The sequence below is a fragment of the Exiguobacterium artemiae genome, assembly GCF_033342815.1.
In the GTDB taxonomy this organism is placed as follows: domain Bacteria; phylum Bacillota; class Bacilli; order Exiguobacteriales; family Exiguobacteriaceae; genus Exiguobacterium_A; species Exiguobacterium_A artemiae_A.
The window spans coordinates 83,900-108,094 of sequence record NZ_JAWPEN010000002.1 but is presented as its reverse complement, the minus strand read 5'-3'; the positions used below and the strand labels follow the sequence as shown (position 1 = coordinate 108,094).

The 24,195-nt window shown below is 48.7% G+C and carries 25 protein-coding genes; 9 read left to right on the top strand and 16 right to left on the bottom strand.

From position 1 onward, the window contains the following. Position 1: 1 nt before the first annotated feature. From speB to R7V76_RS03165, 3 genes are all read right to left on the bottom strand, one after another. Positions 2–874: an agmatinase gene (speB, locus tag R7V76_RS03175; protein WP_290829204.1), complete on the bottom strand. Its 873-nt coding sequence runs from the start codon at positions 872–874 to the stop codon at positions 2–4. 61 nt (positions 875–935) lie between these two features. After that, positions 936–1,775, bottom strand: a complete 840-nt coding sequence (gene speE / locus R7V76_RS03170; RefSeq protein ID WP_026829494.1) for a polyamine aminopropyltransferase — start codon at positions 1,773–1,775, stop codon at positions 936–938. A gap of 143 nt (positions 1,776–1,918) precedes the next feature. After that, on the bottom strand, positions 1,919–2,593 hold the full coding sequence (locus tag R7V76_RS03165; RefSeq protein WP_318091229.1) for an NAD(P)H-dependent oxidoreductase: 675 nt from the start codon (positions 2,591–2,593) through the stop codon (positions 1,919–1,921). A 390-nt stretch (positions 2,594–2,983) separates the two neighbouring features. Between R7V76_RS03165 and R7V76_RS03160 the strand changes: the two genes are divergently transcribed. Both R7V76_RS03160 and R7V76_RS03155 read left to right on the top strand, forming a co-directional pair. Beyond that, a complete protein-coding gene (locus tag R7V76_RS03160) occupies positions 2,984–4,540 on the top strand; it encodes a BCCT family transporter (RefSeq protein ID WP_290829198.1) in 1,557 nt (518 codons plus the stop codon). Positions 4,541–4,619: 79 nt separating this feature from the next. Then, positions 4,620–5,462, top strand: a complete 843-nt coding sequence (locus R7V76_RS03155) for a metallophosphoesterase (protein ID WP_290829196.1) — start codon at positions 4,620–4,622, stop codon at positions 5,460–5,462. A 44-nt stretch (positions 5,463–5,506) separates the two neighbouring features. Here the strand turns inward: R7V76_RS03155 and R7V76_RS03150 are convergent, their stop codons facing one another. Together R7V76_RS03150 and R7V76_RS03145 are read right to left on the bottom strand one after the other, a co-directional pair. Continuing rightward, positions 5,507–6,001 (bottom strand): YwhD family protein, encoded by a 495-nt coding sequence (locus R7V76_RS03150; RefSeq protein WP_012369156.1) that lies wholly within the window; start codon positions 5,999–6,001, stop codon positions 5,507–5,509. Between the two features lie 70 nt (positions 6,002–6,071). Then, positions 6,072–6,599 carry a hypothetical protein gene (locus R7V76_RS03145; protein WP_114597146.1) on the bottom strand — a complete coding sequence of 176 codons (528 nt, stop codon included), beginning with the start codon at positions 6,597–6,599 and terminating at the stop codon, positions 6,072–6,074. A 167-nt stretch (positions 6,600–6,766) separates the two neighbouring features. Here R7V76_RS03145 and R7V76_RS03140 point away from each other — a divergent pair, with 167 nt between their 5' ends. Both R7V76_RS03140 and R7V76_RS03135 read left to right on the top strand, forming a co-directional pair. Next, positions 6,767–6,952: a 2-hydroxymuconate tautomerase gene (locus R7V76_RS03140; protein WP_114597147.1), complete on the top strand. Its 186-nt coding sequence runs from the start codon at positions 6,767–6,769 to the stop codon at positions 6,950–6,952. 75 nt (positions 6,953–7,027) lie between these two features. Continuing rightward, positions 7,028–7,657 (top strand): NAD(P)-dependent oxidoreductase, encoded by a 630-nt coding sequence (locus tag R7V76_RS03135; protein WP_318091228.1) that lies wholly within the window; start codon positions 7,028–7,030, stop codon positions 7,655–7,657. A gap of 86 nt (positions 7,658–7,743) precedes the next feature. Here the strand turns inward: R7V76_RS03135 and R7V76_RS03130 are convergent, their stop codons facing one another. From R7V76_RS03130 to R7V76_RS03120, 3 genes are all read right to left on the bottom strand, one after another. Then, positions 7,744–8,922 carry a NupC/NupG family nucleoside CNT transporter gene (locus R7V76_RS03130; RefSeq protein WP_318091227.1) on the bottom strand — a complete coding sequence of 393 codons (1,179 nt, stop codon included), beginning with the start codon at positions 8,920–8,922 and terminating at the stop codon, positions 7,744–7,746. A 124-nt stretch (positions 8,923–9,046) separates the two neighbouring features. Next, the gene (locus R7V76_RS03125) at positions 9,047–9,898 is read right to left on the bottom strand and encodes an aminoglycoside phosphotransferase family protein (RefSeq protein WP_318091226.1); all 852 of its coding nucleotides are present in this window, start codon (positions 9,896–9,898) and stop codon (positions 9,047–9,049) included. Beyond that, on the bottom strand, positions 9,895–11,199 hold the full coding sequence (locus R7V76_RS03120; RefSeq protein WP_012369150.1) for an HD domain-containing protein: 1,305 nt from the start codon (positions 11,197–11,199) through the stop codon (positions 9,895–9,897). The genes R7V76_RS03125 and R7V76_RS03120 overlap by 4 nt, the downstream gene beginning before the upstream one ends. Before the next feature lie 155 nt (positions 11,200–11,354). Here R7V76_RS03120 and R7V76_RS03115 point away from each other — a divergent pair, with 155 nt between their 5' ends. Next, the gene (locus tag R7V76_RS03115) at positions 11,355–12,176 is read left to right on the top strand and encodes a lipoate--protein ligase family protein (RefSeq protein WP_318091225.1); all 822 of its coding nucleotides are present in this window, start codon (positions 11,355–11,357) and stop codon (positions 12,174–12,176) included. A 17-nt stretch (positions 12,177–12,193) separates the two neighbouring features. Beyond that, complete coding sequence (locus R7V76_RS03110) at positions 12,194–13,042, top strand: DegV family protein (RefSeq protein WP_290829181.1); 849 nt, start codon at positions 12,194–12,196, stop codon at positions 13,040–13,042. A 90-nt stretch (positions 13,043–13,132) separates the two neighbouring features. Here R7V76_RS03110 and R7V76_RS03105 read toward each other — a convergent pair whose 3' ends face one another. The 8 genes from R7V76_RS03105 to R7V76_RS03070 all read right to left on the bottom strand — a co-directional run bounded on the left by R7V76_RS03105 (position 13,133) and on the right by R7V76_RS03070 (position 20,339). After that, positions 13,133–13,543: a hypothetical protein gene (locus R7V76_RS03105; protein ID WP_290829179.1), complete on the bottom strand. Its 411-nt coding sequence runs from the start codon at positions 13,541–13,543 to the stop codon at positions 13,133–13,135. Next, on the bottom strand, positions 13,540–15,063 hold the full coding sequence (locus tag R7V76_RS03100; RefSeq protein WP_290829178.1) for a flotillin family protein: 1,524 nt from the start codon (positions 15,061–15,063) through the stop codon (positions 13,540–13,542). Before R7V76_RS03100 ends, R7V76_RS03105 begins: the two co-directional genes overlap by 4 nt. Continuing rightward, on the bottom strand, positions 15,060–15,581 hold the full coding sequence (locus tag R7V76_RS03095; RefSeq protein ID WP_318091224.1) for a hypothetical protein: 522 nt from the start codon (positions 15,579–15,581) through the stop codon (positions 15,060–15,062). The genes R7V76_RS03100 and R7V76_RS03095 overlap by 4 nt, the downstream gene beginning before the upstream one ends. Beyond that, entirely contained in the window at positions 15,571–15,822 is a 252-nt protein-coding gene (locus R7V76_RS03090) for a hypothetical protein (protein ID WP_318091223.1), read from the bottom strand. Before R7V76_RS03090 ends, R7V76_RS03095 begins: the two co-directional genes overlap by 11 nt. A gap of 338 nt (positions 15,823–16,160) precedes the next feature. Then, the gene (locus tag R7V76_RS03085) at positions 16,161–17,363 is read right to left on the bottom strand and encodes a Bcr/CflA family multidrug efflux MFS transporter (protein ID WP_318091222.1); all 1,203 of its coding nucleotides are present in this window, start codon (positions 17,361–17,363) and stop codon (positions 16,161–16,163) included. Between the two features lie 16 nt (positions 17,364–17,379). Continuing rightward, positions 17,380–18,513 carry a YfbR-like 5'-deoxynucleotidase gene (locus R7V76_RS03080; RefSeq protein ID WP_318091221.1) on the bottom strand — a complete coding sequence of 378 codons (1,134 nt, stop codon included), beginning with the start codon at positions 18,511–18,513 and terminating at the stop codon, positions 17,380–17,382. A gap of 59 nt (positions 18,514–18,572) precedes the next feature. Further along, complete coding sequence (locus R7V76_RS03075) at positions 18,573–19,328, bottom strand: TerC family protein (RefSeq protein ID WP_012369142.1); 756 nt, start codon at positions 19,326–19,328, stop codon at positions 18,573–18,575. Positions 19,329–19,481: 153 nt separating this feature from the next. Further along, positions 19,482–20,339 carry a TerC family protein gene (locus R7V76_RS03070; RefSeq protein ID WP_290829166.1) on the bottom strand — a complete coding sequence of 286 codons (858 nt, stop codon included), beginning with the start codon at positions 20,337–20,339 and terminating at the stop codon, positions 19,482–19,484. Positions 20,340–20,649: 310 nt separating this feature from the next. Between R7V76_RS03070 and folE2 the strand changes: the two genes are divergently transcribed. The 3 genes from folE2 (at position 20,650) to R7V76_RS03055 (ending at position 24,097) form a co-directional block, all read left to right on the top strand. Further along, positions 20,650–21,555: a GTP cyclohydrolase FolE2 gene (folE2, locus tag R7V76_RS03065; protein ID WP_012369140.1), complete on the top strand. Its 906-nt coding sequence runs from the start codon at positions 20,650–20,652 to the stop codon at positions 21,553–21,555. A gap of 99 nt (positions 21,556–21,654) precedes the next feature. Then, the gene (locus R7V76_RS03060; RefSeq protein WP_318091220.1) at positions 21,655–23,421 is read left to right on the top strand and encodes a LytS/YhcK type 5TM receptor domain-containing protein; all 1,767 of its coding nucleotides are present in this window, start codon (positions 21,655–21,657) and stop codon (positions 23,419–23,421) included. Further along, positions 23,402–24,097 carry a LytR/AlgR family response regulator transcription factor gene (locus R7V76_RS03055; RefSeq protein WP_131503256.1) on the top strand — a complete coding sequence of 232 codons (696 nt, stop codon included), beginning with the start codon at positions 23,402–23,404 and terminating at the stop codon, positions 24,095–24,097. The genes R7V76_RS03060 and R7V76_RS03055 overlap by 20 nt, the downstream gene beginning before the upstream one ends. The last annotated feature ends 98 nt before the right edge of the window (positions 24,098–24,195 follow it).

The window sequence follows — 24,195 nt, the reverse complement described above, 5'->3', positions numbered from 1 at the left end:
TTTACTTGATAAATCCAATCATCATTTCACGCAAGACTTTAGCAGCCGCAATTGCTGTCATGTCCGACTGGTCATACGCCGGGCAAACCTCGACGAGATCGGCTCCGATGACATCAACATCAGCCCGTGCAATCATATGGACGACTTCAAGTAATTCCTTTGTCGTCACGCCGCCGATTTCCTGTGTTCCCGTTCCCGGTGCCGCTGACGGATCAAGGACATCGATATCGATCGTCACGTAGACCTTTTTACCGGCAAGCTTTGGTAAAACGGCTTTCAACGGTTCAACGATTTCGTATTTGAACAGGTTGTAACCGGACGTTTTCGCCCATTCAAACTCTTCTTTCATCCCTGAACGAATCCCGAATGAATAACAGTTTTCCGGTCCAATTAAGTTCGCAATCTTTTTAAGCGGTGTCGAGTGTGACAACGGTTCGCCTTCATACGAATCGCGTAAATCCGTATGTGCATCAAAGTGCAACACAACAAAATCTTCGTAATGTTTATCAAAAGCTTTGACGACCGGCCATGTAACGAGGTGTTCGCCGCCCATTCCAAGCGGGAACTTGCCTGCCGTCAATAACGAGTCGACGTACTCTTCAATCATATCAAGTGATTTTTGCGCATTCCCGAACGGCAACGGGATGTCACCGGCGTCAAATAATCTTGCATCGGCGATATCGCCGTCAAGATACGGACTGTATTCTTCGAGTCCGAGTGAGACTTCACGGATCCGGGCCGGACCAAACCGTGAACCGGGACGGAAACTGACCGTCCAGTCCATCGGCATACCGTACAACACACCTTTTGCATCTTCGTGAGTCGGTTGACTCGCGATAAATACTTTACCTGAATAAGCTTCATCAAAACGCATCATTATTCCTCCAGTCATAGAAAGGAGTGCCCCTAAAAAACGGAACACTCCTGACGTTTAATTAAATCGTTAAATCTTTGACGAACTTCGGTAGCGCGAATGCTGCTGTGTGAAGTTCCGGTGTATAGTACTTCGTTTCGATGTCGTGGAAACGCTCTGGTGCGACAGCGAGAGGATCATGTTTTTTCGATCCAATCGTGAATGTCCACAGACCGCTCGGATACGTCGGAACGTTGGCAATGTAGAGTTTCGTGATTGGGAAAATCTCTTTGACATCGCGTTGGACGTCACGGATTAAGTCCGGTGTGAACCATGGGTTATCCGACTGTGCAACGAAGATACCGTCTTCTTTTAATGCTTTTGAGATTCCTGAGTAGAAACCTTTTGTAAACAGGTTAACGGCAGGACCAACCGGTTCTGTCGAGTCAACCATGATGACATCATATTCATTGACTGCTTCTGCGATATGCATGAAGCCGTCTCCCACGATGACTTCAACACGTGCGTCGTCGAGACCACCTGCGATGTTTGGTAGATATTTCTTCGAGTATTCGATGACTTTTCCGTCGATTTCGACAAGAACAGCCTTTTCGACTGATGGGTGTTTTAAGACTTCGCGGATGACGCCACCGTCTCCTCCACCGACAACCAGAACCGATTTTGGATTCGGGTGTGTGAACAGTGGGACGTGTGCGACCATTTCGTGATATACAAACTCATCTCGATCTGTCGTCATGACCATTCCGTCAAGTAACAACATTGTACCGAACTCGTCCGTCTCAACCATCTCCAGGCGTTGAAACTCCGTTTGTTCGCTCTCATAAACGTGGTTGACACGGAATGTGATACCGTAATCTTCCGTTTGGTGTTCCGTGAACCATAACTTTAATTTTTGTTCCATTTGCGATAGAACCCCTTTCTTTCATCAAGACAAAAGTTGTTCGTATGCGAGTGGCGTTTACGGCGCTTCTTAATCATACAAATGCGAGTATACCGAACTTTGAAAGAAACTTCTATATAATTCGAAAAGATTCGACTGTTTTTTTAGTCGACGAACGTGACGATTTCCTCCAGGCACCGACGCTGCTTCGCTCGTTTCGGTTCATCCGCCCGGTAGCCGAATGCGACCATGACCGGTACGGTGAAAACAGAACGGTCGAGCACACCGTGCCGTTCGAGAATTTGTTCGACTGCCTGTTGGTCGAACCCTTCGATCGGACACGAGTCGATGCCGATCTGTGCTGCTGTCGACATCATGTTCCCGAGGGCAATATAAGCTTGTTTCGCTGACCAATCCGCCATCGCTTTTTCGTTGTTTCCAATCTTGAAATCTTCTTCGAGGAACAAACCGTACCGTTTCGTCCGGCCGGCTTTCGCTTCATCCGACAGACCGAGTAGATTCATCATATGTGTAACATGCGCCCCGTTCGGTTGCATCTGTTCCCCCGTCCGGGCCAGGAAAATCACATAGTGGCTCGCTGTCGGCAATTGTCCTTGCGCTCCCCAGGAGACCTCACGAATTTCATTTCGAACGGATTCATTTTGAATGACAAGCAGATTCCATGGTTCGTATCCGAAAGAGCTTGGGGAAAGTCGTGCTGTTTCCAAAATAAATGAAAAATCGTCTTCAGTTATTTTTTTCGTCGGATCAAAGGATTTCGTCGCATGGCGGAACTGGAAAGCTTCGATAATCTGTTGTTTTGTCTGGTCGTGGTTCATGAGTGATTCCTCCTACATAATATGATGACTACCTGATACGATATCAAACCCGTTTCACTCCGTCTGTTTTTTTGCTTCATCGATGTATCTTAAGTGCATGTTACAAAACAGGAGAAGCGGGAAATAATAAATAATCCACTTGATTTCATTCTTTCGGTCGTGTTCATTCAGCCCCGTCATTTCAGGTTTTTTTCAGGTTAATATTACTTTGTTCATCACGTTCTCCCTTTCCATCATTACCCATTTCTGTTTGCTAGTTCTGTTCATCTTTGTTACGGTAAGAACTTGCGTGATAAGGTTTTGTTTTTAAATGACACGGGTATTATTAATGTCGTTGTCTAAACGGATTACAAAACTACATGTAAAATTCGAAAGAAGGTGTTGAACACGATGGAAAATACTCGAAAAAGTAAGATCACGAACGTTTTTATTGTCTCCGTCATTTTCTGTGTGCTCTTTACCATATGGGGAATCTTGCCTGAATCACTCATTGGTGCTGCAAATCTCGGAAATGTCACGGGCATTGCCCAAAATTTTGTTTCAAACGGTTTTGGTTGGTTATATCTCCTTGGAATGAGTGCCTTTTTGTTAATTGCCATCTTCCTCATATTTTCCCGCTTTGGTTCAATCCGACTCGGTAAAGATTCGGACCGTCCGGAATACGGTTTAATTTCTTGGTTCGCCATGCTGTTTAGTGCCGGTATGGGAATTGGTCTTGTCTTCTGGGGTGTCTCAGAACCGTTGACACACTTCCATACGCCGCCGGTCGCAACTAATGACCCGACGGAAGCTGCGCGTCTTGCCATGCGCTACTCTTTCTTCCACTGGGGACTTCACCCTTGGGCATTATATGCCATCGTCGCACTTGCGATCGCTTACTCCACATTCCGTAAAGGACGTCCGGCAACGATCGGTGATACCGTTGCTTCGTTGATGAAACCGAAATACGAAGCCGCCGGTAAAGGGACGGTTGAAGTACTTGCGATTGTCGCGACAGCGTTTGGTGTTGCCACATCACTCGGACTTGGTGCCCAACAGATTTCCGGTGGTCTTCATTTCCTCGCCGACGGAATTCCAAACTCTTTCTCCACTCAGTTAATCATCATTTTGGTCGTGTCCGTTCTCTACATGATCAGTGCCGCTTCCGGTCTTGATAAAGGAATCGTCATTCTTAGTAATGCGAATCTTGTTCTTGCAGCGCTGTTGATGCTTTGTGTCCTGTTCCTCGGACCGTTCAGCTTCATCATGGACCTGTTCGTTCAAACGACAGGCGCATACTTGCAAAATCTTCCGGTCATGAGCTTCCGGGCATCTGCCTTTAATCCGGATGAACGTGAATGGATTAACGGTTGGACGATTTTCTACTGGGCCTGGTGGATTTCCTGGTCACCATTCGTCGGAACATTTATCGCCCGTGTCTCGAAAGGGCGGACAATCCGCGAATTCGTACTCGGAATTATGTTAGTCCCAACGATTTTCGGTTTACTTTGGTTCTCTGTCTTCGGTGGATCCGCGATTTGGAACGAATTGTTTAATAATGTTGATCTCATTTCGACGGTCAATGATAAAGGGGTCGAAACCGGGATGTTTGCTTTGTTCGAAACATTTGGCGGTCTCGGAACAATCCTTAGCATCATTGGTGTCTTCTTGATTACGACGTTCTTCATCACGTCTGCCGATTCAGCGACTTACGTTCTCGGTATGCTGTCTTCCGGCGGTAGTCTGATGCCTAGTCTCCGCATTAAACTGACATGGGGCATCATTCAGTCATCCATTGCGGCCGTTCTGCTGTATGCCGGTGGACTCAGCGCCTTGCAGGCTGCAGCCGTCCTTGCCGCCTTCCCATTCGTCTTCGTTGTCGGGATGATGGTAATTGCCCTGTTCATGGATCTCTCCAATGAACCGGATGCTGTTAAAGTAGCCGATGATGTAAAAAAAGAAGCCTAACTGCAGTTAGACCCTGTCTTCCCTCGAGCGGAAGACAGGGTCTTTTTGGTATGCTGAGTAAAAGAAAAGGGGTGAGGATGTGCGCGTTAAGAAAAAATGGTTCATTCCCATCGGTATTCTCGCTCTCAGCAGCTGGTTTTTGTACCGGGAAAATAATCAAATCGATACGACGGCAGTCACGATTCAATCGGAGAAATTACCTGCCGCGTTTAATGACTATACGATTTTACAGATTGCCGATCTGCATGGTAAATCCTTTGGTTCCCGTCAAAAGGTTCTTTTAAAAAAAGTGAATAAACTGCAGCCGGATGTCATCTTAATGACGGGTGACTTGATTGATTCGCGACGGAACGGCGAGGAAGAAGCCCTCCTGCTGATGAAACAACTGACACCGGACTATCCGGTTTATTTCGTGACAGGCAATCATGAAGTCCGCCTGAATTTGACGATTTTACCGAAGCTTGAACGACTTGGTGTCACCGTCCTTCGAAATACGTCCGTTCCGCTTGAACGAGACGGTCAGTTCATTGAGTTGCTCGGAATCGATGATCCGACGACGACGCGTTGGAGTGAAGGGTTGCAAGAGCCGGACGGCATCCGGAAAAGTCTCGATCAAGCCCAGTCGACCGCCGAGCCTCGTGCTTTCCAGCTGCTGATGGCGCACCGTCCGGAATATTTGCCATTATATGCGGAACGTAAGGTGGATCTCGTATTGTCCGGCCATGCCCACGGCGGACAGATCCGCCTGCCGTTCACGGACGGGATGTATGCCCCCGGTCAAGGGTTTTTCCCTGATCTGACCGCAGGACAACATACGATGGAGAATACACGGCTGATCATCAGCCGCGGCCTCGGTAACAGTTTATTTCCGTTCCGGATCTTTAATCACCCCGAGTTGATCGTCGTGACGTTACGTACATGATTCATAAAAAAAGTGCCAACTCTTTTACAGAGTCGGCACTTTTTTTATGCGAGTGCTTCATGTAATTCTGGCTCGGCGTTTTCCCACATCTCCGGTTTGTGTGTCTGCAGGAAATCACGCAGCAAGTGTTTCGATGTCTCGTCCATATGATCGACGACAATCCGTCCTTTTAACGATTTATCCATCTTATTGACATGATCTGCTAAAATCTTAAAGCCGCGTCGTGCTTCGACATCAACTAACAGGTCACATGCTGCGACGCCACCGTAATAAAATCCTTCCGGTTTCCGGCCAACCGTCACCCAAACGATCCAGTACAGCTTCCCGTTTGGTGAATCCGCCTTGTCCGTCGTGAATTTAATCCGTTTCTCGATGGCTGCCTTCGCATGCATCGCACCCATATCGATATAGGCTTCACCGTCTTCCGGTGAGATGATGACCGGTGACATGCTGTTCAGACTAAGTGTTCCGACACCAAATCCGCCATGCCCGTCCGTTGAGTTATCTGAAATGATATTGAAGTTAATTTTCTTTTCCATCGTTTACTTGTCCCCTTTTACTACTGTTGCTTCTATCATACCGCATCCAACAGTCGGTGCAAGCCTTCGTTTACCGTTTGAGTGTCTCCAGCTGCTCCCGTGTGACACGACGGATCGTTGGTAACCGCAGACATTCGAGGGACGTGAGTTCTTCGTGAGCGGGTGGATTCAGCTCTTCCAGTTGCACCAATGCCCGGTCATACAATGTTTGAGAGGCACGACCGAACAGAACAATCCGCTCCAGTGATGAACATTTCGAACGAATCGCCCGTAATTGCTTGGCCAGTTCCCGAATCCGCTCTGCCAACTCGTCTTCGATGTCAGGTGTCGGTTTACGATTTTGAAAAATCGGTTTGAAGCGGTCCTCATCCCGAAGCAACGTCAACATCCCGTAGCGTTTTGCTTCTTCATTTCCGACAAGCGCTGCCAATTCCTTATCCGTTACGAGCCGTCCAAACGGAATATTTTGATCAAACAAAACATCTGCGACTTCGAGACCTTTTGCGCCTGATAACGGGTATGTGTTGTCTTCTGGTAAAGCGCGGTCAAAAATCAGTAGCGTATGGATTTTTTTACGAATCACCGGTTCCATTTCCATGCTCTCACCTCATCCTCATCATTTATTAAGTACTACTTCTTGCTTCCGACAGACTACTCCTGTTCTATACCCATCTTTTTCAATTTCAATGTGCGGTTTGACGGAACACGGGTGGCGTACGGTATACTGAGGGCGTATTGTACTTATGCTAAGAGGAGGAATCTGACATGCCTTACGTTACAGTCAAAATGTTATCTGGACGCACAGTGGAACAAAAACGTGCATTGATCGAAAAAGTTACAGCGGCCGTTTCTGAATCCGTCGATGCGCCAAAAGAAAATATTACGGTTTTCATCGAAGAGATGGAGAAAACCGATTACGGTCAAGCCGGCGTCATGTTCGCCGACAAATAAACACTTTTCAGGAGGAACGATTTAACCCGTCGTTCCTCCTGTTCCATATACTTATCACAGGAAGGATGAATCATCATGGCAACAGTCAGCTTACTTGGGGCAACAGGACGTACAGGACGGCCTTTACTGGATCTGTTATTGGAGAAAGGACATGAAGTTCGGGTCCTTGTCCGATCGGAAAAACACGGCCTGCCTGACCACCCCCACTTAACGGTTATAAAAGGGGATGCGACGGATGCAGATGATCTCGAACGGGTCATCGAAGGGACGACTGCCGTCTTCAGCTGTTTAGGAACTGATCAAAAACAAATTCTTTCCGTTGCGGTTCCAAACCTCATCATTAAAATGAAAGAACAGCAGATCGAACGCATCGTGTTCGTCGGAACGGCCGGCATCCTTGATGCTTCGGAAGAACCGGGAAAATACCGGTTCCAGTCCAGTGAATCCCGTCGTCGCTCGACGATTGCGGCTGAAGATCATCTTAAAGCCTATTTGACGTTAAAAGACGCGGATGTCGACTATACCATCATTTGTCCGACACAACTCGTCGAAGAAGATGCGATTGAGGACGTCTTGATTGAATCCAATCGATTCACTCACGAAACCGGTCCAATCCCACGGATCAATGTCGCCCGCTTCGCTTACGAAGTTTACGATGAAGGGCTGTTCCATCGCGAACGGGTCGGAATTGCTTCACGCGGCTAAAAATAGTAGAAACCAAAAGCAGGACCCGATTTCTAGTCGGGTCCTGCTTTGTTTAAGAAATGACAGCTCTGCCAGTCGTATACGATTTAGAGTAAGATACTGACGACGATTGCCGTCAAGACACTGACAAGTGTTGCGCCGTAAAGCAGTTTCAAGCCGAAGCTCGCTGCAACACTTCCTTGACGATCGTCGAGTCCTTTGACAGCACCCGCGATGATCCCGATCGACGAGAAGTTCGCGAATGAAATCAGGAAGACCGAAACGATTCCAAGTGTCCGTGCTGAGAATTCTTTTGCATATTCAGGCAGGCTGAGCATCGCGACGAATTCGTTTGTAATCAATTTCGTTGCCATGACACTACCGGCACTGACCGCTTCTGCCCATGGAATCCCCATGATGAAAGCAAACGGTGCGAAGATATAACCGAGAATATCCTGGAATGAGATGCCGAGCACCATCAGGAAGATATCGTTGACCATGCCGATCAAGGCATTGTACCCGATCAACATCGCTCCGACGATGATGGCGACTTTGAATCCATCCATGATGTATTCGCCGAGCATTTCGAAGAACGTTTGTTTTTCTTCGACGATTTCCAAAATGTCTTCCTTTGGATCGACTGTATACGGGTTGATGATTGAAACGATCATGAATCCACCAAACAGGTTCAAGACGATTGCTGTAACGACATATTTCGGTTCGACCATCGTCATGTATGCTCCAACGATTGACATCGATACCGTCGACATCGCCGACGCACACAATGTGTATAGACGTTGCGGCGGTAATTTACCGATTTGTTTTTTTACAGTGATGAAGACTTCCGATTGACCGATGGCTGCTGATGCTACGGCATTATATGACTCGAGTTGTCCCATTCCGTTGATTTTCGAAAGAACAAATCCGATTCCGCGCATCAAGAGCGGTAAGATTTTCGTGAACTGTAAAATCCCGATCAGAGCCGAGATGAAAACGATTGGTAACAGGACGTTGATGAAGAATGGCTGTGCACCTTCGTTCGCTAATCCGCCGAAGACGAAGTTGATGCCGATTGCGGCATAACTAAGCAATTTTTCAAAGACTTGAGCGACACCTTTAATGACAATATATCCGAACGACGTATTCAAGAGGATGTATCCAAGTACAAGCTGAAGTACTAGCATGACCGCAAGCGGTTTCAATTTGATGCCTTTACGGTTGCTGCTGACAAGGTATGCCAAACCGAACACGATGACAAGTCCCAGTAGTGCGATTAAATATTTCACGAACTATCCCTCAATCCATAGTTTATTTTATCAGTTGTACATAAGTACGAGGTCTGACGTTCAATCTCTTTCCCAAGTACTACAATAATCAACATTCGGAAGAACTGCAAGGGGTAAAGTTCATTTAGTAACCGCTTTCGTCATTTTCATAAACTTTCAATACAATGTTTTCCATCCGTTCCCGAACATTGCCCTGACTGATGTTTGCCTTCCCATATGCTTTCCAACCGGGATAAACATTGAGGGTGTCCGGTTCAAAGTCAAAAACAGCTGTTAAATCCCATTTCCGATCGTACGAAAATCCACTGTATGCAATATATTCAGCTAAAAATTGATCTGCTGCTTCGACCGATTCAAGCAATGCCAGATTTAATCGGCAATGGGCGACATCTGCTTCAATGGGTCCAACACAGCCACTAATCCAATCGACTACGTTATACTTTTCAGCTGATTCGTATAACACATTGACCGGATGAAAATCACGGTGGATGAATCGAACTTGTTGACTCGTTGCCGGCGGTTCTGCCACAGCCCGTTGCCACATCTCCTTTTGAACTGCCCAAAAAGGAACCGTTCGTTTCGTCGCGTACGGTGCATACTGGTACCGGGCTTCTGGAACCGGCAGTTGATGAATCGCAACTAACGTTTTTGCCAATTGTTTGAGGTACGCTCGATTTAACGGTTCGAGTCGGACTTCTCCCGGTAAACACGTCATTTGAATCCATGGGGGAATCTCCCCCTCCCACGTCAATTGATAATTTTCGACATCCGGTCCTAATCTACCGGTCGCCTGTAACGCAAAGACCTCGTGCGCGACGAGGTCCGGTTCCTGCTCTAGCCAGGCAGGATTGGTATGAATTCGAAAAACACTATCCCCCGCTCGAAACACGTACGAGGAAGTCGCTCCTTTTAAAGGGATAACCGCTTTCCCTTCCAAGCCGGCATACTTTAAGATGGTTGCGATGATATTGTTCATATTTCTTCTCCAAGTAACAATTGATCGATTTGCATCTTCTCGTTCGCAAATTCCCGTAAGTCATGCAGGATTTCCTGCGGGAAAAATAGCTTTTCATCCGTTTGCCGTGAGTTGGCAATCGCTTGAACAAGCGGTGAGACTTGCGAAATCTCTTTCATCTGACCATTTTTCATCTGTAGCATGATCGGTTGTTTACTGATTTCGCCATTATCTCCATATAAGTCGTACGGCAGGCGGCTGAGCTTGTCTTCGAGCAGATAATAAGTGGGATCGAGCCCGATTTTTTCAAATAACGTACACAGTTTCTCATGGACAAGGGCGCGTTTTTCTGCCGGATAATCGACGTATTTAAATAATTTCCGGTCAACGAACCGTCGCGCCAGATCACTTAACACCGTATCCTCTTCTTCCGCCCACTGTTGGAAGTAGAAATAGACGATGGTTTCGTCTAGTGCCAGATAGTTTTTTAAGGACATCTCCTTCGTAAAGAGCGGACTTAAATGAACCGGATCAATCGTAAACGCGTACTCGCTCGTATACAGTTCTTTTGCCCGTTCAAGAATCGCTTTTAATAAATAGTCGCTCGACCGTGTGACCGGATGGAGATAGACCTGCCAGTACATCTGATAACGGCGCATGATGTAATCTTCGATCGAGTGCATCCCGGATTGCTTGACGACCATCTGATTCGGTGCCGGACGCAGGACACGCAGCATCCGTTCGAGATCAAACTTTCCGTAGCTGACACCGGCAAAATGGGCATCCCGCAACAAGTAATCCATCCGGTCGACATCAAGCTGGGAACTGATCATCGTCACAAGCAATTGATTCGGATGGGTTTTATTGATGATTGAGGCGACTTCTTCCGCAAACCCTTCCCCGACCTGATCGAGGACCTGTTTGATTTCCGTATCCCCGAGGATGATCCGTTCTGTCCATTCTTCGTGATCGACACCAAAGACGTTTTCGAAAGCATGGGAGAACGGTCCGTGCCCGACGTCGTGTAACAGGGCCGCAACCAGTGTCAGCTCCCGGTACTGGTCGTCCCAGTCCGCCCGGCCGTTAAAGACGTCAATCAGTTGCCGGGTAATCTCATATACACCAAGCGAATGATGGAACCGTGTGTGCTCCGCTCCATGAAATGTCAAAAATGACGTTCCCAGTTGTTTGATCCGGCGCAAACGCTGAAATTCCTTCGTTCCGATCAATTGCCAGATCAATTGGTCGCTGACGTAGATGTAGCGATGAACGGGATCTTTGAATACTTTCGTTTCCTTTAATTGTCCCAGTGACTGATACATACACTCTCTCCTTTAATGGCTCGTTCTCTGTCATTATAGTTCATAGTTCGGTTTGAAACGGTCCGTTCCTGTTGCTTCACTGGCTTCTTATTAAAAAGTTTACATTGTCGTATGCTATAATAATGTCGCAAATCTAGAAAAAAAGGAACGAGCCTATGGGAATCGAACTCTTAAAACAAGAACATTATCGTATTTTTGATCAAACGTCACTCGGAAACACCTTTCATGCCACACAATCGTTTGCGATGGACGATACATTGTGCGCCTCAGTCGCTACAGAAGGTGCCGCCATCCGCTCCTGGGTCCATCATGAAACGGTGGTTCTCGGAATTCAGGATGCACGCCTCCCTCACCTTGATGAAGGAATCGACGTCTTACACGCCCATGGTTTCCAGCCGGTCATCCGCAATTCCGGCGGGCTTGCCGTTGTCCTTGATGCCGGTGTTCTGAACATCTCGCTTGTCCTTCCGGAACGTGGCGGAATCGATATCGACAGCGGTTATGAAGCGATGCTCGCACTTGTCCGTCGGATGTTCGCCGAAGAGACCGATGCTATCAATGCCGGCGAAGTCGTCGGATCCTATTGTCCGGGATCGTATGATTTATCGATTGCCGGCAAAAAGTTTGCTGGGATTTCACAGCGGCGTGTCCGCGGCGGCGTCGCCGTTCAAATTTATCTCTGCGTGAACGGCAGTGGCAGTGCCCGGGCGCAACTTGTCCGTGATTTTTATGCTGCCGCCCTGCAAGGGGAAACGACCAAGTTCGTGTATCCGACCGTCATCCCGGAGACTATGGCATCTCTTGAAGAATTGTTGCAACTCCCTTTCACGGTCGAAGACTGCTTGGTACGTGTTTACCGCTCTTTGATGGAACTTGGCGCGACACTCACGCCGTCTGTCCTGAGCGAAGTCGAGAACGAACGCTTCGGTGTAAACCTGGGTCGGATGTTGGATCGAAATGAAAAAGTCCTAGGTTGATAAAGGAGAGAACGAACATGGTACGTTTTATTACTGACAGCGGTGCCGATGCACCCAAAGAATTACTCGACGCGTACGGCTTCACCGTCATGCCGTTCGGCGTGTTGATTGACGAAGAGACATTTTTCGACGGCGAATCGATTTCACCGGTCGAACTATATGAAAAAATGCGGAACGGGGCGGCACCAAAGACGTTCCAGGTCGAAGTGTCACGGATGGTCGAAGTCTTTACAGAACATTTCAAACAAGGGGAACCGTTCCTCTATCTGGCTTTCTCAAGCGAACTGTCCGGTACGTATCAAACCGCAACGATGCTTGCAGCGGAGCTCGCGGATACGTATCCGGATGTCCCGTATGCGATCATCAATACGAAAACCGCCTCGACCGGTCAAGGGCTGTTTGTGCTCGACGTCGCTGAGTTTTCAAAGACACATACCTTCGAAGAAACAAAAGCGTATGCCGAACAAAAAATCAATACCGTCCGTCATTTGTTTACGGTCGAATCGCTCGAATACCTGATGCGGGGCGGCCGTGTTTCACGAGCCAGCGCCTTCATCGGTGGTTTACTGTCGATTCTGCCGCTCTTGACGGTCGAAGACGGGAAACTGATTCCAAAAGAAAAAATCCGCGGTCAGAAAAAAGTCATGAACCGGATTGTCGAATGGATGGAAGAAGCACGTCCGTCGATTGATGGACACCGGATCATCATTGGTCACGGCGATTCAATCGAACGGGCGGAACAACTGAAACAGTTGATCGAAGCCCAATTCTCACCGAGTGAAGTCTTGATTACGATTGCCGGAGCGGCGATCGGTTCTCACACTGGTCCCGGATTAATCGTCATCGGCTATGATTTACCGGCCTGATTCGTCATAAAAAAAATCCGAATGTCCCCACCTCTTCTTATTGACAGAGGGATGGGAGCATTCGGATTTTGTTGTGCTTATTTCAATACGTTACCCTTTTATTCCTTCCAGTTCCCGCTCTTTTCCCGGCTCAAAAAGTCCGAGCAACAAAAAGCGGAACATGACATACACAAACAAGAACAATGTCACCCATTCAAATAATAAATAACCAACGCCTTGAAGCGATAACCCCGACCGGATTTCATTCCACCAGTAAGGGATATCTGTCGTCAACAGACCAAACAGACCGGCCGCCGCTGCTTCCGCGCGCGTCAGCGGATGGCGGAGCGAGTACGAGACACGTTTTACATTAAAGATTGAGTTAAACCCGCCCTCTGATATATAGCCTTTATACAGCCCGAACGCCACACCGAGCGCTACAAGGACGAGTGTCGAAAGCGGGAAAACAAGATTCACCGCGACCAGTAAAAGCAACGCTGTCAAGACAACGTTCGGTTTCATTCAGACTTCGTTCCCGACGTCACCGGCTCTCCTTGATTCAAGTTGACCGTCAATGGTTTCACCGTTCCTTTACCTGAGAAGTTTTCAATCAAGTCTTTCACATCGATGCCGGATGATGCTTTAAGTGTTTCCTGCAACGAAGCCATCAAGTCGGTGGCGTATCCGGTCACCCGGTTTGCACCTCCGCCTTCGCCGCTTCCCGTATCGACGACCGTAATCTTGTCGATGTTGCCGAGTGGTGCTGCGACTTGTTTCGCGTATTCCGGCATCATCCGGATAACCATGTCGAGAATCGCCGCTTGTCCGAACTGTTCGAATGCTTGCGCAATCTTTTCTTTCGCTTCCGCTTCCGCGAGACCTTTCAGACGGATGATATCCGCTTCTGTCTCACCTTGCGCCCGTTCGGCTTCCGCTTTCGCCAGACCATCGAGACGAATCCGTTCAGCGTCGGCTTTCGCAGAGGCTTCAATCCGGTACTTCGTTGCATCAGCTTCCGCATATTGTTTCGCACGGTCGGCCTGGGCCGCCTGCTCGATTGAGTAACGGTCGGCGTCGGCCCGTTTTTTAACTTCCGCATCGTATTGTTTCTCACGGCGGAGAATTTCGCGTTCTTCGAGTTCAATTTGTTTCTGACGTTCGATGATTTTGATCTGCATTTGTTGTTCCGTGACTTCCTGCTGAGCGCGGGCATTCTCAAGATCATACGCTTGGTCGGCTTTTGCTTTTGCGATATCCTGCTCCCGGCGGTAATCTGCCATCTTCAGCTGGTTTTCCTTTTCCGCTTCGGCAATTTCCGTCGCCCGTTCCAGTTCAGCTTTTTTCGCATCTTTTGAGGCTTCTGCCCGTTTAATCCGTGTTTCTTTTTCTGCATCGGCTGTTGCGATATCGGCATCGCGGCGGACTTGGGCAATCCGCGGTTTCCCGAGTGATTCCAAATAACCGTTTTTATCGCGGACATCTTTGATGGTGAACGAGACGATGATCAGTCCCATTTTCGCTAAATCCTGTGACGCGACCCGTTGCACTTCCTGTGAGAATTTATCACGATTTTTGTAAATTTCTTCGACTGTCATCGAACCAAGAATCGAACGCAGGTGCCCTTCAAGGACTTCCCGTGCTTCTCCTTCCCGGTCTTCTTTGGATTTACCAAGGAATTGTTCGGCTGCTGTCGCAATTTCCGAAATCGAACTGCCGATTTTGATGATTGCTGTCCCGTCTGCCATGACCGGAACACCCTGCTCCGTATAGACTTCCGGCGTCGTTACTTCGAGTTTGCTTGACAACAGGCTGAGCGGGGATGCTTGTTGAAAGACCGGTAAGATGAATGCTCCGCCGCCGCGAATGATTTTGACCCGGTTGCCGGATTCATCGGTGTTGACGGTCGGACTGTTCCCGAGGTAACTCCCGGACACGATCAACGCCTCTTCCGGTCCGACTGTACGGTACTTTGTGACGAATAAGGCGATCAGCGCTAAAATCAGTGCGCCGGCTATGATTGCTACGATAATAATCGGATTCATGAAAACATCTCCTCTTTCCACTGGGTAGGATAGGTCATGACATGCGCCACGCCTTGTTTAATTACAATGATGATAACTTTTGTTCCTTGTGCCAGAGCCGGACCTTCAAAAAGAACGGCGGATTTGGCAATTCGTCCTGACACATCATCGACGAGAATTTCACCGTAGCCGTCCTCCGGAATCGGGAGGATGACGATGGCACTGCGTCCTTCAAGCGTCTGTTCCGAAAAACTGATGGATTGCTCCGCTTTCGCAAGCGGTACAAAAATGAATAAATGCAACAAAGACGTCAAGATGAGACTGATACCGGCACTGATCAGTAAAATAACAAGCGAACCAAGTGACGTCAGATGTTCCAGTCCGAATCCGAAAGCGGACGTCAAAATGACAAAGGACAGGATTAACGTCGGATGAAAGATTTGATCGATGCCCGGAATCAAATCGGAAAAGACGACAGACAATAAAACGCCGCAGGCAGCAGCGGCAAGTGCATACAGATAAAGCGTACTAACGTCCATCTTCGCTCACCTCGATAAACGGATTCGATCCGTACAGTTGCCGATAGGCTTGAAGATACGCATGCCGATTTTCTTCATATAATAATTCGGCTAATTCTTTCTCCCGTGGACTGTCTGCTTCCTGACACCGGCGGGAATACTTTTTTTGTGCCGCGTAATGCCGCGCGAGCAAACTTTCGAGTGTCCGGGAATTGGTTGATTCAGATACCGGCCGTGTATCTGAAAAAGATCGTTTTTTCATCCGACTGCTCCTCTCTTCTGTGCTGAGCTCTTCTTTATTTACGGTTTATTTTTGGAAATAGTTTCAAAATGACTGATTTTTTTACATTTTTTCTTCTGCGTCCATATCCTTTATCAAAAAAATGACTGACTCTAAAGTCAGCCTTATCTCATAAAAAATCACTCGTTTCACGCCACTCCTACAGGAAAAAGCGCAAGCTGGCTTGCGCTGTCAGAGACAAACAAGACCCGGTTCCCTGCCTGAGTGAGGCAGGAAAACTGGCTTGTGTCTCGCCTGAGGAAAGGGCGTGAAAGAACGAGTGATTTTTTTGAAACAACCTTTTTGTTGAACTGCTTTCTTTATTCCTGTTTTCTGCGCACAATCAGTAATGTATAGATGAGCAGTGCCAAGCAGTCGAGCGTCATGATGATCAAGCCCATCGGTAACGCCGACTCTTCCCCCATCACGCCGACAAGCGGTGAGACAAGTGAGCCGACAAGCATCGGTAACAAACCAAGCAACGCGGACGCACTTCCTGCTGTCGAACCATAATTCTGCATTGCCAAGGTAAAACCGAGCGTCGAAATCATCCCGACACTCGAGACGACGAAGAACAGCGGAATCATGACGAGAATCAAGGAATCGGATAACGTCAGGGCAAGAAACAGACAGATTCCGGCCATAGCGACGACTGTCAAGGCAATCCGCATCATCCTTTCACTGTCGACACGTCCAGCCAACCGTCCGGCGGTTTGTGCTGCCAAAATGATTCCGATGCCGTTCAGACCAAACAGGAAACTGAATTGTTGCGGACTCGCGCCGTAAATGTTTTGTAAGACGAATGGTGAACCGGAAATATAAGCGAACATCGCGCCCATCGCAAAGGCTTGGGCAAAGGCATAACCGATGAAGGTCCGGTCCGACAGCAAACGCCCAAACGTCCCGAAGGTCGTCTTCAAATTTCCTTCGACCCGGTGATGGACAGGCAGAGTTTCCGGTAAGCGGAACGCAACGGCAATCAACATCAACGTACTTAAGATGGCCAGCAGATAAAACACGATCCGCCAGTCCCCAAAGCGTAAAATCTGCCCTCCGATGATCGGTGCCAGAATCGGTGCCGTTCCGTTGACCAATGATAACGCCGCAAAAAACTTCGTCAGTTCGGGTCCTTCAAATAAGTCGCGGACAATCGCCCGTGAAATGACGATCCCCGATGCACCGGCTGCGCCTTGGACAAACCGCAGTGCAATCAATACTTCAATCGTCGGAGCAAAGGCACAGGCAAGTGATGCCAGTAGATACGCAGATAATGCCAGGAGCAACGGACGTTTCCGTCCCCGGACATCACTGAGCGGACCGACGATGATCTGTCCGAGTGCCATTCCGAGCATACAGGCCGTCAAGCTGAGCTGAATCGAGGAGGCACTGGCACCAAAAGAACGCGACATATCGGGAAATGCCGGCAGATACATATCGATCGACAAGGGTCCGAGTGCAGCGAGTGATCCGAGGATCAGAATTAAGGTCAATCGTTTCGTTTGAATCGGCGAGGCATTCGTCATGATTTTCCTCCTTTATTTAAGATGTCACATAATCCAAATCGTGTAAGACATACGCCAGGAAAAAGACGACGGATGGATTTTCATAGACCGTTTGGACTTTCTTCAACTGGGCCCGGTAACCGGTCTCGTATTCGACACCGTTTAATTTCCGTTCCATGTTCATCTTAATCAGCGCATCAAGCTTATCGACGACATCAACCATCTGTCCTTCGTATGTCTCGTCTTTCGCTTCAACGACAAACCGGTGAAATTCTTTTCGCATCGCGGACGGCAACAGGTTAATCAATGCTTCGCCTTCTGTCCGCTCGTACGCTTCAAAAGCCGCTGCCGTGACCGGCGTTGCATGTTTGACGGGACCGAGGACGTCACCTGTCGTCCCTTCGACCAGGTCATGACATAAGAGACGTGACACGACTTCTGCCGTATTGATGTCGACCCCGTACTTTTTGGACTCAATCAAGCCGTTGAACAATCCGAGTGACGCTGCACGAAACGCATGGGTTGCATCATTGTCGTCAATCGTATTGAAGCGCCCTTTCCAGCGGCGGATCGTATCCATCATCAAAACGTTATCGATGAAACGCGACATATCATCTTTTTCCCAAACTGATGCGGTTAACGTCCGAATCGCAGGCGACGGATGGATTTCGAGTGCCGCTTTGAGCTCATTCGTCTTCGCAAGGAAAAATGCGGATCCCGTCACTTCTGCTTCCCTCTTCGCAAACAACATCGCATCAAACGTATCAATCGCTTCGACAAGCTGTCCTTCCGGCGAGTCGTCTTCTGCGAACACCAGATAATTCGTAAAATCCGGTTGAAGGGACTTCGACAGCAGCGCCACGAGTTTTTCACTCGCCTGCCGCTCCATCGCCTGGATGTGCGCATGTAAGGTCGGTTCTTTTTTGGTCCGGTGTTTGATCGGTCCCGTGATGACCTCATTCATATCGTGGAACAGGGCTTTCCCGAGTAACGTCAACCGGTCGTATTTGATGTCTGTCGCCTCTTCTTCAAGATAACTCGCCATCAAACTGAATAACGCGACGCGGAAGCTGTGACTTGCCGCATTATCCGGGAAACGGGGGGCGTATTCATCCCAGCGCGGGACATTTTGCATCCGTGTCAGCATGCGAATAAAATTACCGTTTTGCATTATCATCTCTCCTCATAAAAAACGGACAGAGGAATGATGACCCTGTCCGTTTCGAATTATTATTTGTCTGTTTTCGGACCACTTCTGAACCAACCGAGTACTAAAATCAAGGCGAGTACGACCCAGAAAATCGTCTGCCAAAGCGTACTCTCCGGAAATTCATGCGGTAAGACGTGAATCGACGGATGCGCAAGCGTCATGACGACCAACTTAACGCCGACCCAGGCAACAAGCCAAAAGGCCGCTTCTTCGATACCCGGTCGTTTTTGAAGCAAAACAACAAACCAGCTCGCAAAGTAACGCATGATGACAAGTCCGATGATTCCGCTGAAGAAGACAACCCAGAATTGTCCTGTGTTCAAACCGCCAATTGTTCCGCCAATCATCGGTAACGTCGTTGCCATCGCAACGGCTGCAAGCGTTGAATCGACCGCAAACGCCAAGTCGGAGAATTCGACTTTGACGACTGTCCACCAGAAATTCGGTGATGCTTTTTTAGCAGAAGCGGACTCCGGAATCTGATGTTTGTTCGAACGGGCTTCGACAATCCCTTTGAACGCCACATAGAACAGATAAATTGCGCCGAGCGCCTGCAACTCCCAAATCGTCGCTAAGTACGACGCAAAGAAAATCGCGACGAAACGCAGGACAAGTGCTCCGATCAATCCATAAAACAGTGCTTTTTTACGTTGATCGTCCGGTAACGGACGCACGAGAACAGCCATGACCATGGCGTTATCGGCTGACAGCAGACCTTGTAAGATGATTAAAACAAGTCCAACCGTCGCATACTGTGTAATTAATCCAATATCCATAAAAACGAATCCCCTTTTTGTTCAGTAAGTTTATTATAAGGCCGCTTATCTAAAAGCAAAAGACTGAACACTTGAATCTGACTGTTCTTTTTACCCGAACTTCCGGATGATTAGACAAAAAAAGACTCTCCCGGAAGGAGAGCCTGATGAAGATTACAGATTTTTTTCGACTTTCTTTTCAGCATCGGGATTTGATTTCGTCTTTGGAGAAGAGAACCAGCCCCAAAGTGCGAGACCCACCATAACTGTCCAGAAGAAGATCTGCCACGGTGTACTGTGGGCGAATCCTTCCGGGAGTTTCATCGCTTCAAAAATCGTTCCTTCGATTGATGCATGGTATTTCGGGTGCTCGAGCGCGAGGACGGCAAGCTTGACCCCGACCCAGGCGACGATCGCGAAGGCTGCCGTTTCAAGACCCGGACGTTCCGCCAGTAACTTGACGAAAACGCGGGCTGCAAAACGCATCAGCACGACACCCATCAGTCCACCTGTCAGGATGACGACGAAGTGACCCGTATTCAAGCCACCGATTTCACCGGTTCCCCAGTTCGGAAGAGCGACGGCAAGGGCGACGGCTGCCAAAATCGAGTCGACGGCAAACGCAAGGTCAGCGAATTCGATCTTCGCGACTGTTTTCCAAAACTCGGCTTTCGAGACCGGCTCCTCTGATTTCGGCTCGGCGTCGAGCTCTTTTTCTGCTCCGTGATTCTCACCGATCCGCCGGGCTTTAACAGTTTTATAAATATGCCGCAGCCCCATGATCAACAGATAGGCGGCACCAAGTGCTTGGATCTGCCAAATATCGACGAGGAATGAGATTGCGAACAATGCTGCAAATCGAAGGACGAATGCTCCTGCCAATCCATAAAATAAAGCCTTTTTCTGCTGTTCGCCCGGCAAGTGTTTGACCATGACGGCCAGGACGAGTGCGTTATCCGCCGAAAGTAGTCCTTCTAAAGCGATTAAGACGAGGACAACCCAGGCATATTGAAGTACTAACTGCCAATCCATCTACTTCATTCCTTCCCGTTTACGATTTTTCATTGAAAATCATTTTTCATTAGATACGTCATTTACACGTTCATATGAACACATACTATACGATAATATACCCGATTGCAAGCAAGTTATGCCTGTAAATACGCAAACTGTTTCTTCCGAGTCTTGTAAGTTTTGTTTTTAGGAAGGTTCGTGATAAAATTCAAAGCAACGATACGTCGCGACAACACATTCACGGAATCACCGGACTTGCTCGTCTCTAGCATTCCTGTCATGTTATTACTACTTGCACTACTACAAAAGGACAAAGGGGCCGATACGAATGTCTACCTACCCGGTTACACTGCCAACCAAAGAAGAGCGCCACAAGCTGTTTGGCTCTGTTCCTCCTATTAAAGGAACGAAGCCGACTGAAAAAGATAAAATGATCGACTTGCAGAACACACCGAAGAACTTCCTCTTCGCACTCGATGCTGTAGGAATCTCAAACGTCAAACACCCGGTCGTCATTCAAGACGGCGAAACAACACAAGCAACGATTGCGACATTTGAACTTTCGACTTCACTTGTCCAGGACCGTAAAGGGATCAATATGAGCCGTTTGACGGAACAACTGGATCAGTACCACAACGAAGGTTGGGTCGTCACAAACGAATCACTCATCCAATTCGCCCGCGAACTGGCGGAGCGCATGGAACAATCCGAAGGACAACTGACAATCCGTTACCCATGGTTCTTCACACGCAAAGCGCCGGCAACAGGACTCAGCGGATTGATGAACGCGGAAGTCTGGCAGACGGTCAGCGTCAACACAGAAACAAACGAAGCAACTTTATCAGTCGGTCTGACAATCAACGTCACGACACTCTGCCCATGTTCAAAAGAAATCAGCGAATACAGTGCACATAACCAACGCGGTTACGTGACAATGGAAGCTTCATTACGCGATGAAGCCGATGATTTCAACTGGAAACAGGAACTTCTTGATGCAGCGGAATCCAATGCATCAGCACCTCTGCACCCGGTCCTGAAACGTCCGGATGAGAAGCGTGTTACAGAGATGGCTTATGAAAACCCGCGTTTCGTAGAAGATATGGTGCGCTTAATCGCTGCCGACCTTTACGAAATGGACCCGATTGCATCGTTCTTCGTCGAATGCCGTAACGAAGAAACGATTCACCAGCATGATGCGATCGCTCGAATTACATTCGATAAAGATGCTCAATAATAACTAACGAAACTCCAGACGATCTTCGGATCGGTTGGAGTTTTTTTCGTTGTCCTCCTTTTCGGTAACGTTTACACTTAGGACGAATGGAGGGATGTCATGTTTGAACTCATACCCTTTTTACTGGAACGGCTCGGCATCATGATCATTTTAGCGTTCATCCTCGCCCAGTGGGGACCGACGCGGCGTTTACTGAAACAGCCGGAAGCCGGCTGGCAGTTTGGGTTGCTGATTCTAATTTTCGCCACCTATGGGATTTTGAGTAATTACACGGGAGTCAAGGTCGATTTAGCCAAGTTCTTACCGCACACTTGGCTCGAACAGGTTGACGGTACATCAGCAATCGCCAACACACGGACGATGATTGTCGTCATCAGCGGATTGCTCGCCGGTCCGATCGGTGGAACGATCACCGGTCTCCTCGTTGGGATTCACCGCTATACACTTGGCGGTTTTACCGCTTTCGCCTGCGCCCTCTCGACCGTCGTCGCAGGCGGTGTCAGTGGATTACTCCGTCCCTACTGGCGCGACCGTCTCGGCAGTCAGGCATTACTGCCGATTTGCCTGACGGGTTTTTTAATGGTTTTCGAAATGTCATTGATTCTTCTGTTTTCCGACCCGTTCCCGGCCGCCCTCGAACTGATCCAGTTCATCTTTCTTCCGATGACCGTCGTCAACGTCCTCGGCGTCTGGCTGTTCTTATCGATCATCCGTCTCGCCGCGCGGGAAGAGGAACACGTTCGGGCCCGTGAAGCGGAACGGTCCCTGCATATCGCGGATTTGACCTTACCTCATTTGACACGCGGCTTAACTATCCAAACCGCGGAAGCCGTGGCAGATATTTTATTACAACAGACACGCGCCGATGCGGTCTCCTTGACGGATCAATCAGTCATTTTGGCACATATCGGTGTCGGCAGTGACCATCACCAATCCGGCGGGCACTGGACGACCCGTCCAACGGAGCATGTTTTGACAGACGGACAACTGAGGCTTGTCACCGATCGGGATGAGATCGGTTGTCCAAAAGCAGATTGCCCGTTACAGGCGGGCATCATTGCTCCGTTAACAATCGGCGAAACGACAATCGGGACACTCAAAGTGTATTATCCTCATCCTGAATTGCTCGACGCCGTCGAAGTCGAATTGATCGAAGGACTGGCCAAGCTCTTCTCGACCCAACTCGCCCTCGGGAAAGCCGAGCGGCAAGCCGGTCTGTTAAAGGATGCTGAAATCCGGGCCCTCGAAGCACAGATCCATCCGCATTTTTTATTTAATGCCATCAATACGATTTACGCGTTATGTCGGACAGATGTCGAACAGGCACGGACCTTATTGCTCGAACTGTCGACGTTTTTCCGCAGCAACCTGCAGGGTGCCCGCTCGACGAAAATTTCGCTCCAAAAAGAACTGGAACATATCGAAGCCTACATCTCACTGGAAGCGGCCCGTTTTCCGAGCCGCCCGTTCGTTGATATTGATTTAGAGGACGGGACGGAACAATTACTCGTTCCGCCTTTCGTACTCCAACCGTTGATCGAAAATGCCTTCCAGCATGCGTTTAGTCCTGGTCAAACCGGATATGTCGGCGTCACGGCCTGGTTAACCGCGGATCAACTCGTTTTGGAAGTCGTCGATAACGGACGCGGGATCGACGCGGAACGGCTGACCCGCCTCGGTCGGGAAGTCGTCGAATCAAACGGTACCGGCACTGCTCTTTTCAATACAGCCGAACGGATTAAAAGTCTGTATGCTGAAAACGGGTCGTTCCGGTTGACCAGTCAACCGGGAGAAGGTACGACCATCACCATCCATCTGCCCATTGAAACAGGAAAGGAGGTTTCCCATGCGCACGATCCTAATTGAAGATGAGCCGCTTGCCCGGGACGAGTTGCGGTACCATGTCGTCCGGGCCGGACTCGACGTCATCGCAGAAACGGGACACGTCGGTGAAGCCGAGCAACTCGTTCGGACGTTGCAGCCGGATCTCGTATTTTTGGATATCGAACTGATTGACGGGAGCGGACTCGATGTCGCGAAACGCCTGCAATCGATGCCGCACCCACCTGCGATTTTATTCGTCACCGCCTATGATACCCACGCCCTCGAAGCCTTCGAACTGAACGCTTACGATTACATTCTCAAACCTTACGATCCGTCACGGATCAGCCGGGCCATTGAAAAAATCATGCGCAAACCGGCGCCGAAAACACCGCGGATTGAACGATTGGCCGTTGAATCTGGGGATCAGTTAAAATTACTTTCCCCGCAGGATGTCGACTACATCGTCGCGGAAAACGGAAAAACGAAGCTTGTGACGCGTTCCGACGCCTATCCGTCGAACGATACGTTGCAGGAACTCGAAAAAAAATTATCGGGTCACCGCTTTCTTCGTGTCCATCGTTCCTACCTCGTCAATTTGGCAGCCATCGAAGCGATCGAACCGTGGTTCAACGGGGCCTATACAATCAAGATCCAGCAGATTGATGTGCCGGTCAGCCGGACGTATGTCAAAGTCTTAAAGGAAGCTCTCGGGATTTGAGAGCTTTCTTTTTTCCGTTCACCGCTCTTTTTCGACATGTCATCGGTCAAAACGAACGGTTCATCCGACAAACAAAAGAAAGCGCTTCCAAATCAAGT

What these genes read in the sequence shown, in the direction of transcription:
- R7V76_RS03100 (WP_290829178.1), bottom strand. Translation starts at nt 15,063, where the DNA reads ATGAATCCGATTATTATCGTAGCAATCATAGCCGGCGCACTGATTTTA.
- R7V76_RS03070 (WP_290829166.1), bottom strand. Translation starts at nt 20,339, where the DNA reads ATGGATTGGCAGTTAGTACTTCAATATGCCTGGGTTGTCCTCGTCTTA.
- R7V76_RS03090 (WP_318091223.1), bottom strand. Translation starts at nt 15,822, where the DNA reads ATGAAAAAACGATCTTTTTCAGATACACGGCCGGTATCTGAATCAACC.
- R7V76_RS03095 (WP_318091224.1), bottom strand. Translation starts at nt 15,581, where the DNA reads ATGGACGTTAGTACGCTTTATCTGTATGCACTTGCCGCTGCTGCCTGC.
- R7V76_RS03120 (WP_012369150.1), bottom strand. Translation starts at nt 11,199, where the DNA reads ATGTATCAGTCACTGGGACAATTAAAGGAAACGAAAGTATTCAAAGAT.
- speB (WP_290829204.1), bottom strand. Translation starts at nt 874, where the DNA reads ATGCGTTTTGATGAAGCTTATTCAGGTAAAGTATTTATCGCGAGTCAA.
- R7V76_RS03165 (WP_318091229.1), bottom strand. Translation starts at nt 2,593, where the DNA reads ATGAACCACGACCAGACAAAACAACAGATTATCGAAGCTTTCCAGTTC.
- R7V76_RS03140 (WP_114597147.1), top strand. Translation starts at nt 6,767, where the DNA reads ATGCCTTACGTTACAGTCAAAATGTTATCTGGACGCACAGTGGAACAA.
- R7V76_RS03060 (WP_318091220.1), top strand. Translation starts at nt 21,655, where the DNA reads ATGTTTGAACTCATACCCTTTTTACTGGAACGGCTCGGCATCATGATC.
- R7V76_RS03150 (WP_012369156.1), bottom strand. Translation starts at nt 6,001, where the DNA reads ATGGAAAAGAAAATTAACTTCAATATCATTTCAGATAACTCAACGGAC.
- R7V76_RS03135 (WP_318091228.1), top strand. Translation starts at nt 7,028, where the DNA reads ATGGCAACAGTCAGCTTACTTGGGGCAACAGGACGTACAGGACGGCCT.
- R7V76_RS03055 (WP_131503256.1), top strand. Translation starts at nt 23,402, where the DNA reads ATGCGCACGATCCTAATTGAAGATGAGCCGCTTGCCCGGGACGAGTTG.
- R7V76_RS03105 (WP_290829179.1), bottom strand. Translation starts at nt 13,543, where the DNA reads ATGAAACCGAACGTTGTCTTGACAGCGTTGCTTTTACTGGTCGCGGTG.
- R7V76_RS03145 (WP_114597146.1), bottom strand. Translation starts at nt 6,599, where the DNA reads ATGGAAATGGAACCGGTGATTCGTAAAAAAATCCATACGCTACTGATT.
- speE (WP_026829494.1), bottom strand. Translation starts at nt 1,775, where the DNA reads ATGGAACAAAAATTAAAGTTATGGTTCACGGAACACCAAACGGAAGAT.
- R7V76_RS03125 (WP_318091226.1), bottom strand. Translation starts at nt 9,898, where the DNA reads ATGAACAATATCATCGCAACCATCTTAAAGTATGCCGGCTTGGAAGGG.
- R7V76_RS03110 (WP_290829181.1), top strand. Translation starts at nt 12,194, where the DNA reads ATGGTACGTTTTATTACTGACAGCGGTGCCGATGCACCCAAAGAATTA.
- R7V76_RS03075 (WP_012369142.1), bottom strand. Translation starts at nt 19,328, where the DNA reads ATGGATATTGGATTAATTACACAGTATGCGACGGTTGGACTTGTTTTA.
- folE2 (WP_012369140.1), top strand. Translation starts at nt 20,650, where the DNA reads ATGTCTACCTACCCGGTTACACTGCCAACCAAAGAAGAGCGCCACAAG.
- R7V76_RS03080 (WP_318091221.1), bottom strand. Translation starts at nt 18,513, where the DNA reads ATGCAAAACGGTAATTTTATTCGCATGCTGACACGGATGCAAAATGTC.
- R7V76_RS03085 (WP_318091222.1), bottom strand. Translation starts at nt 17,363, where the DNA reads ATGACGAATGCCTCGCCGATTCAAACGAAACGATTGACCTTAATTCTG.
- R7V76_RS03160 (WP_290829198.1), top strand. Translation starts at nt 2,984, where the DNA reads ATGGAAAATACTCGAAAAAGTAAGATCACGAACGTTTTTATTGTCTCC.
- R7V76_RS03115 (WP_318091225.1), top strand. Translation starts at nt 11,355, where the DNA reads ATGGGAATCGAACTCTTAAAACAAGAACATTATCGTATTTTTGATCAA.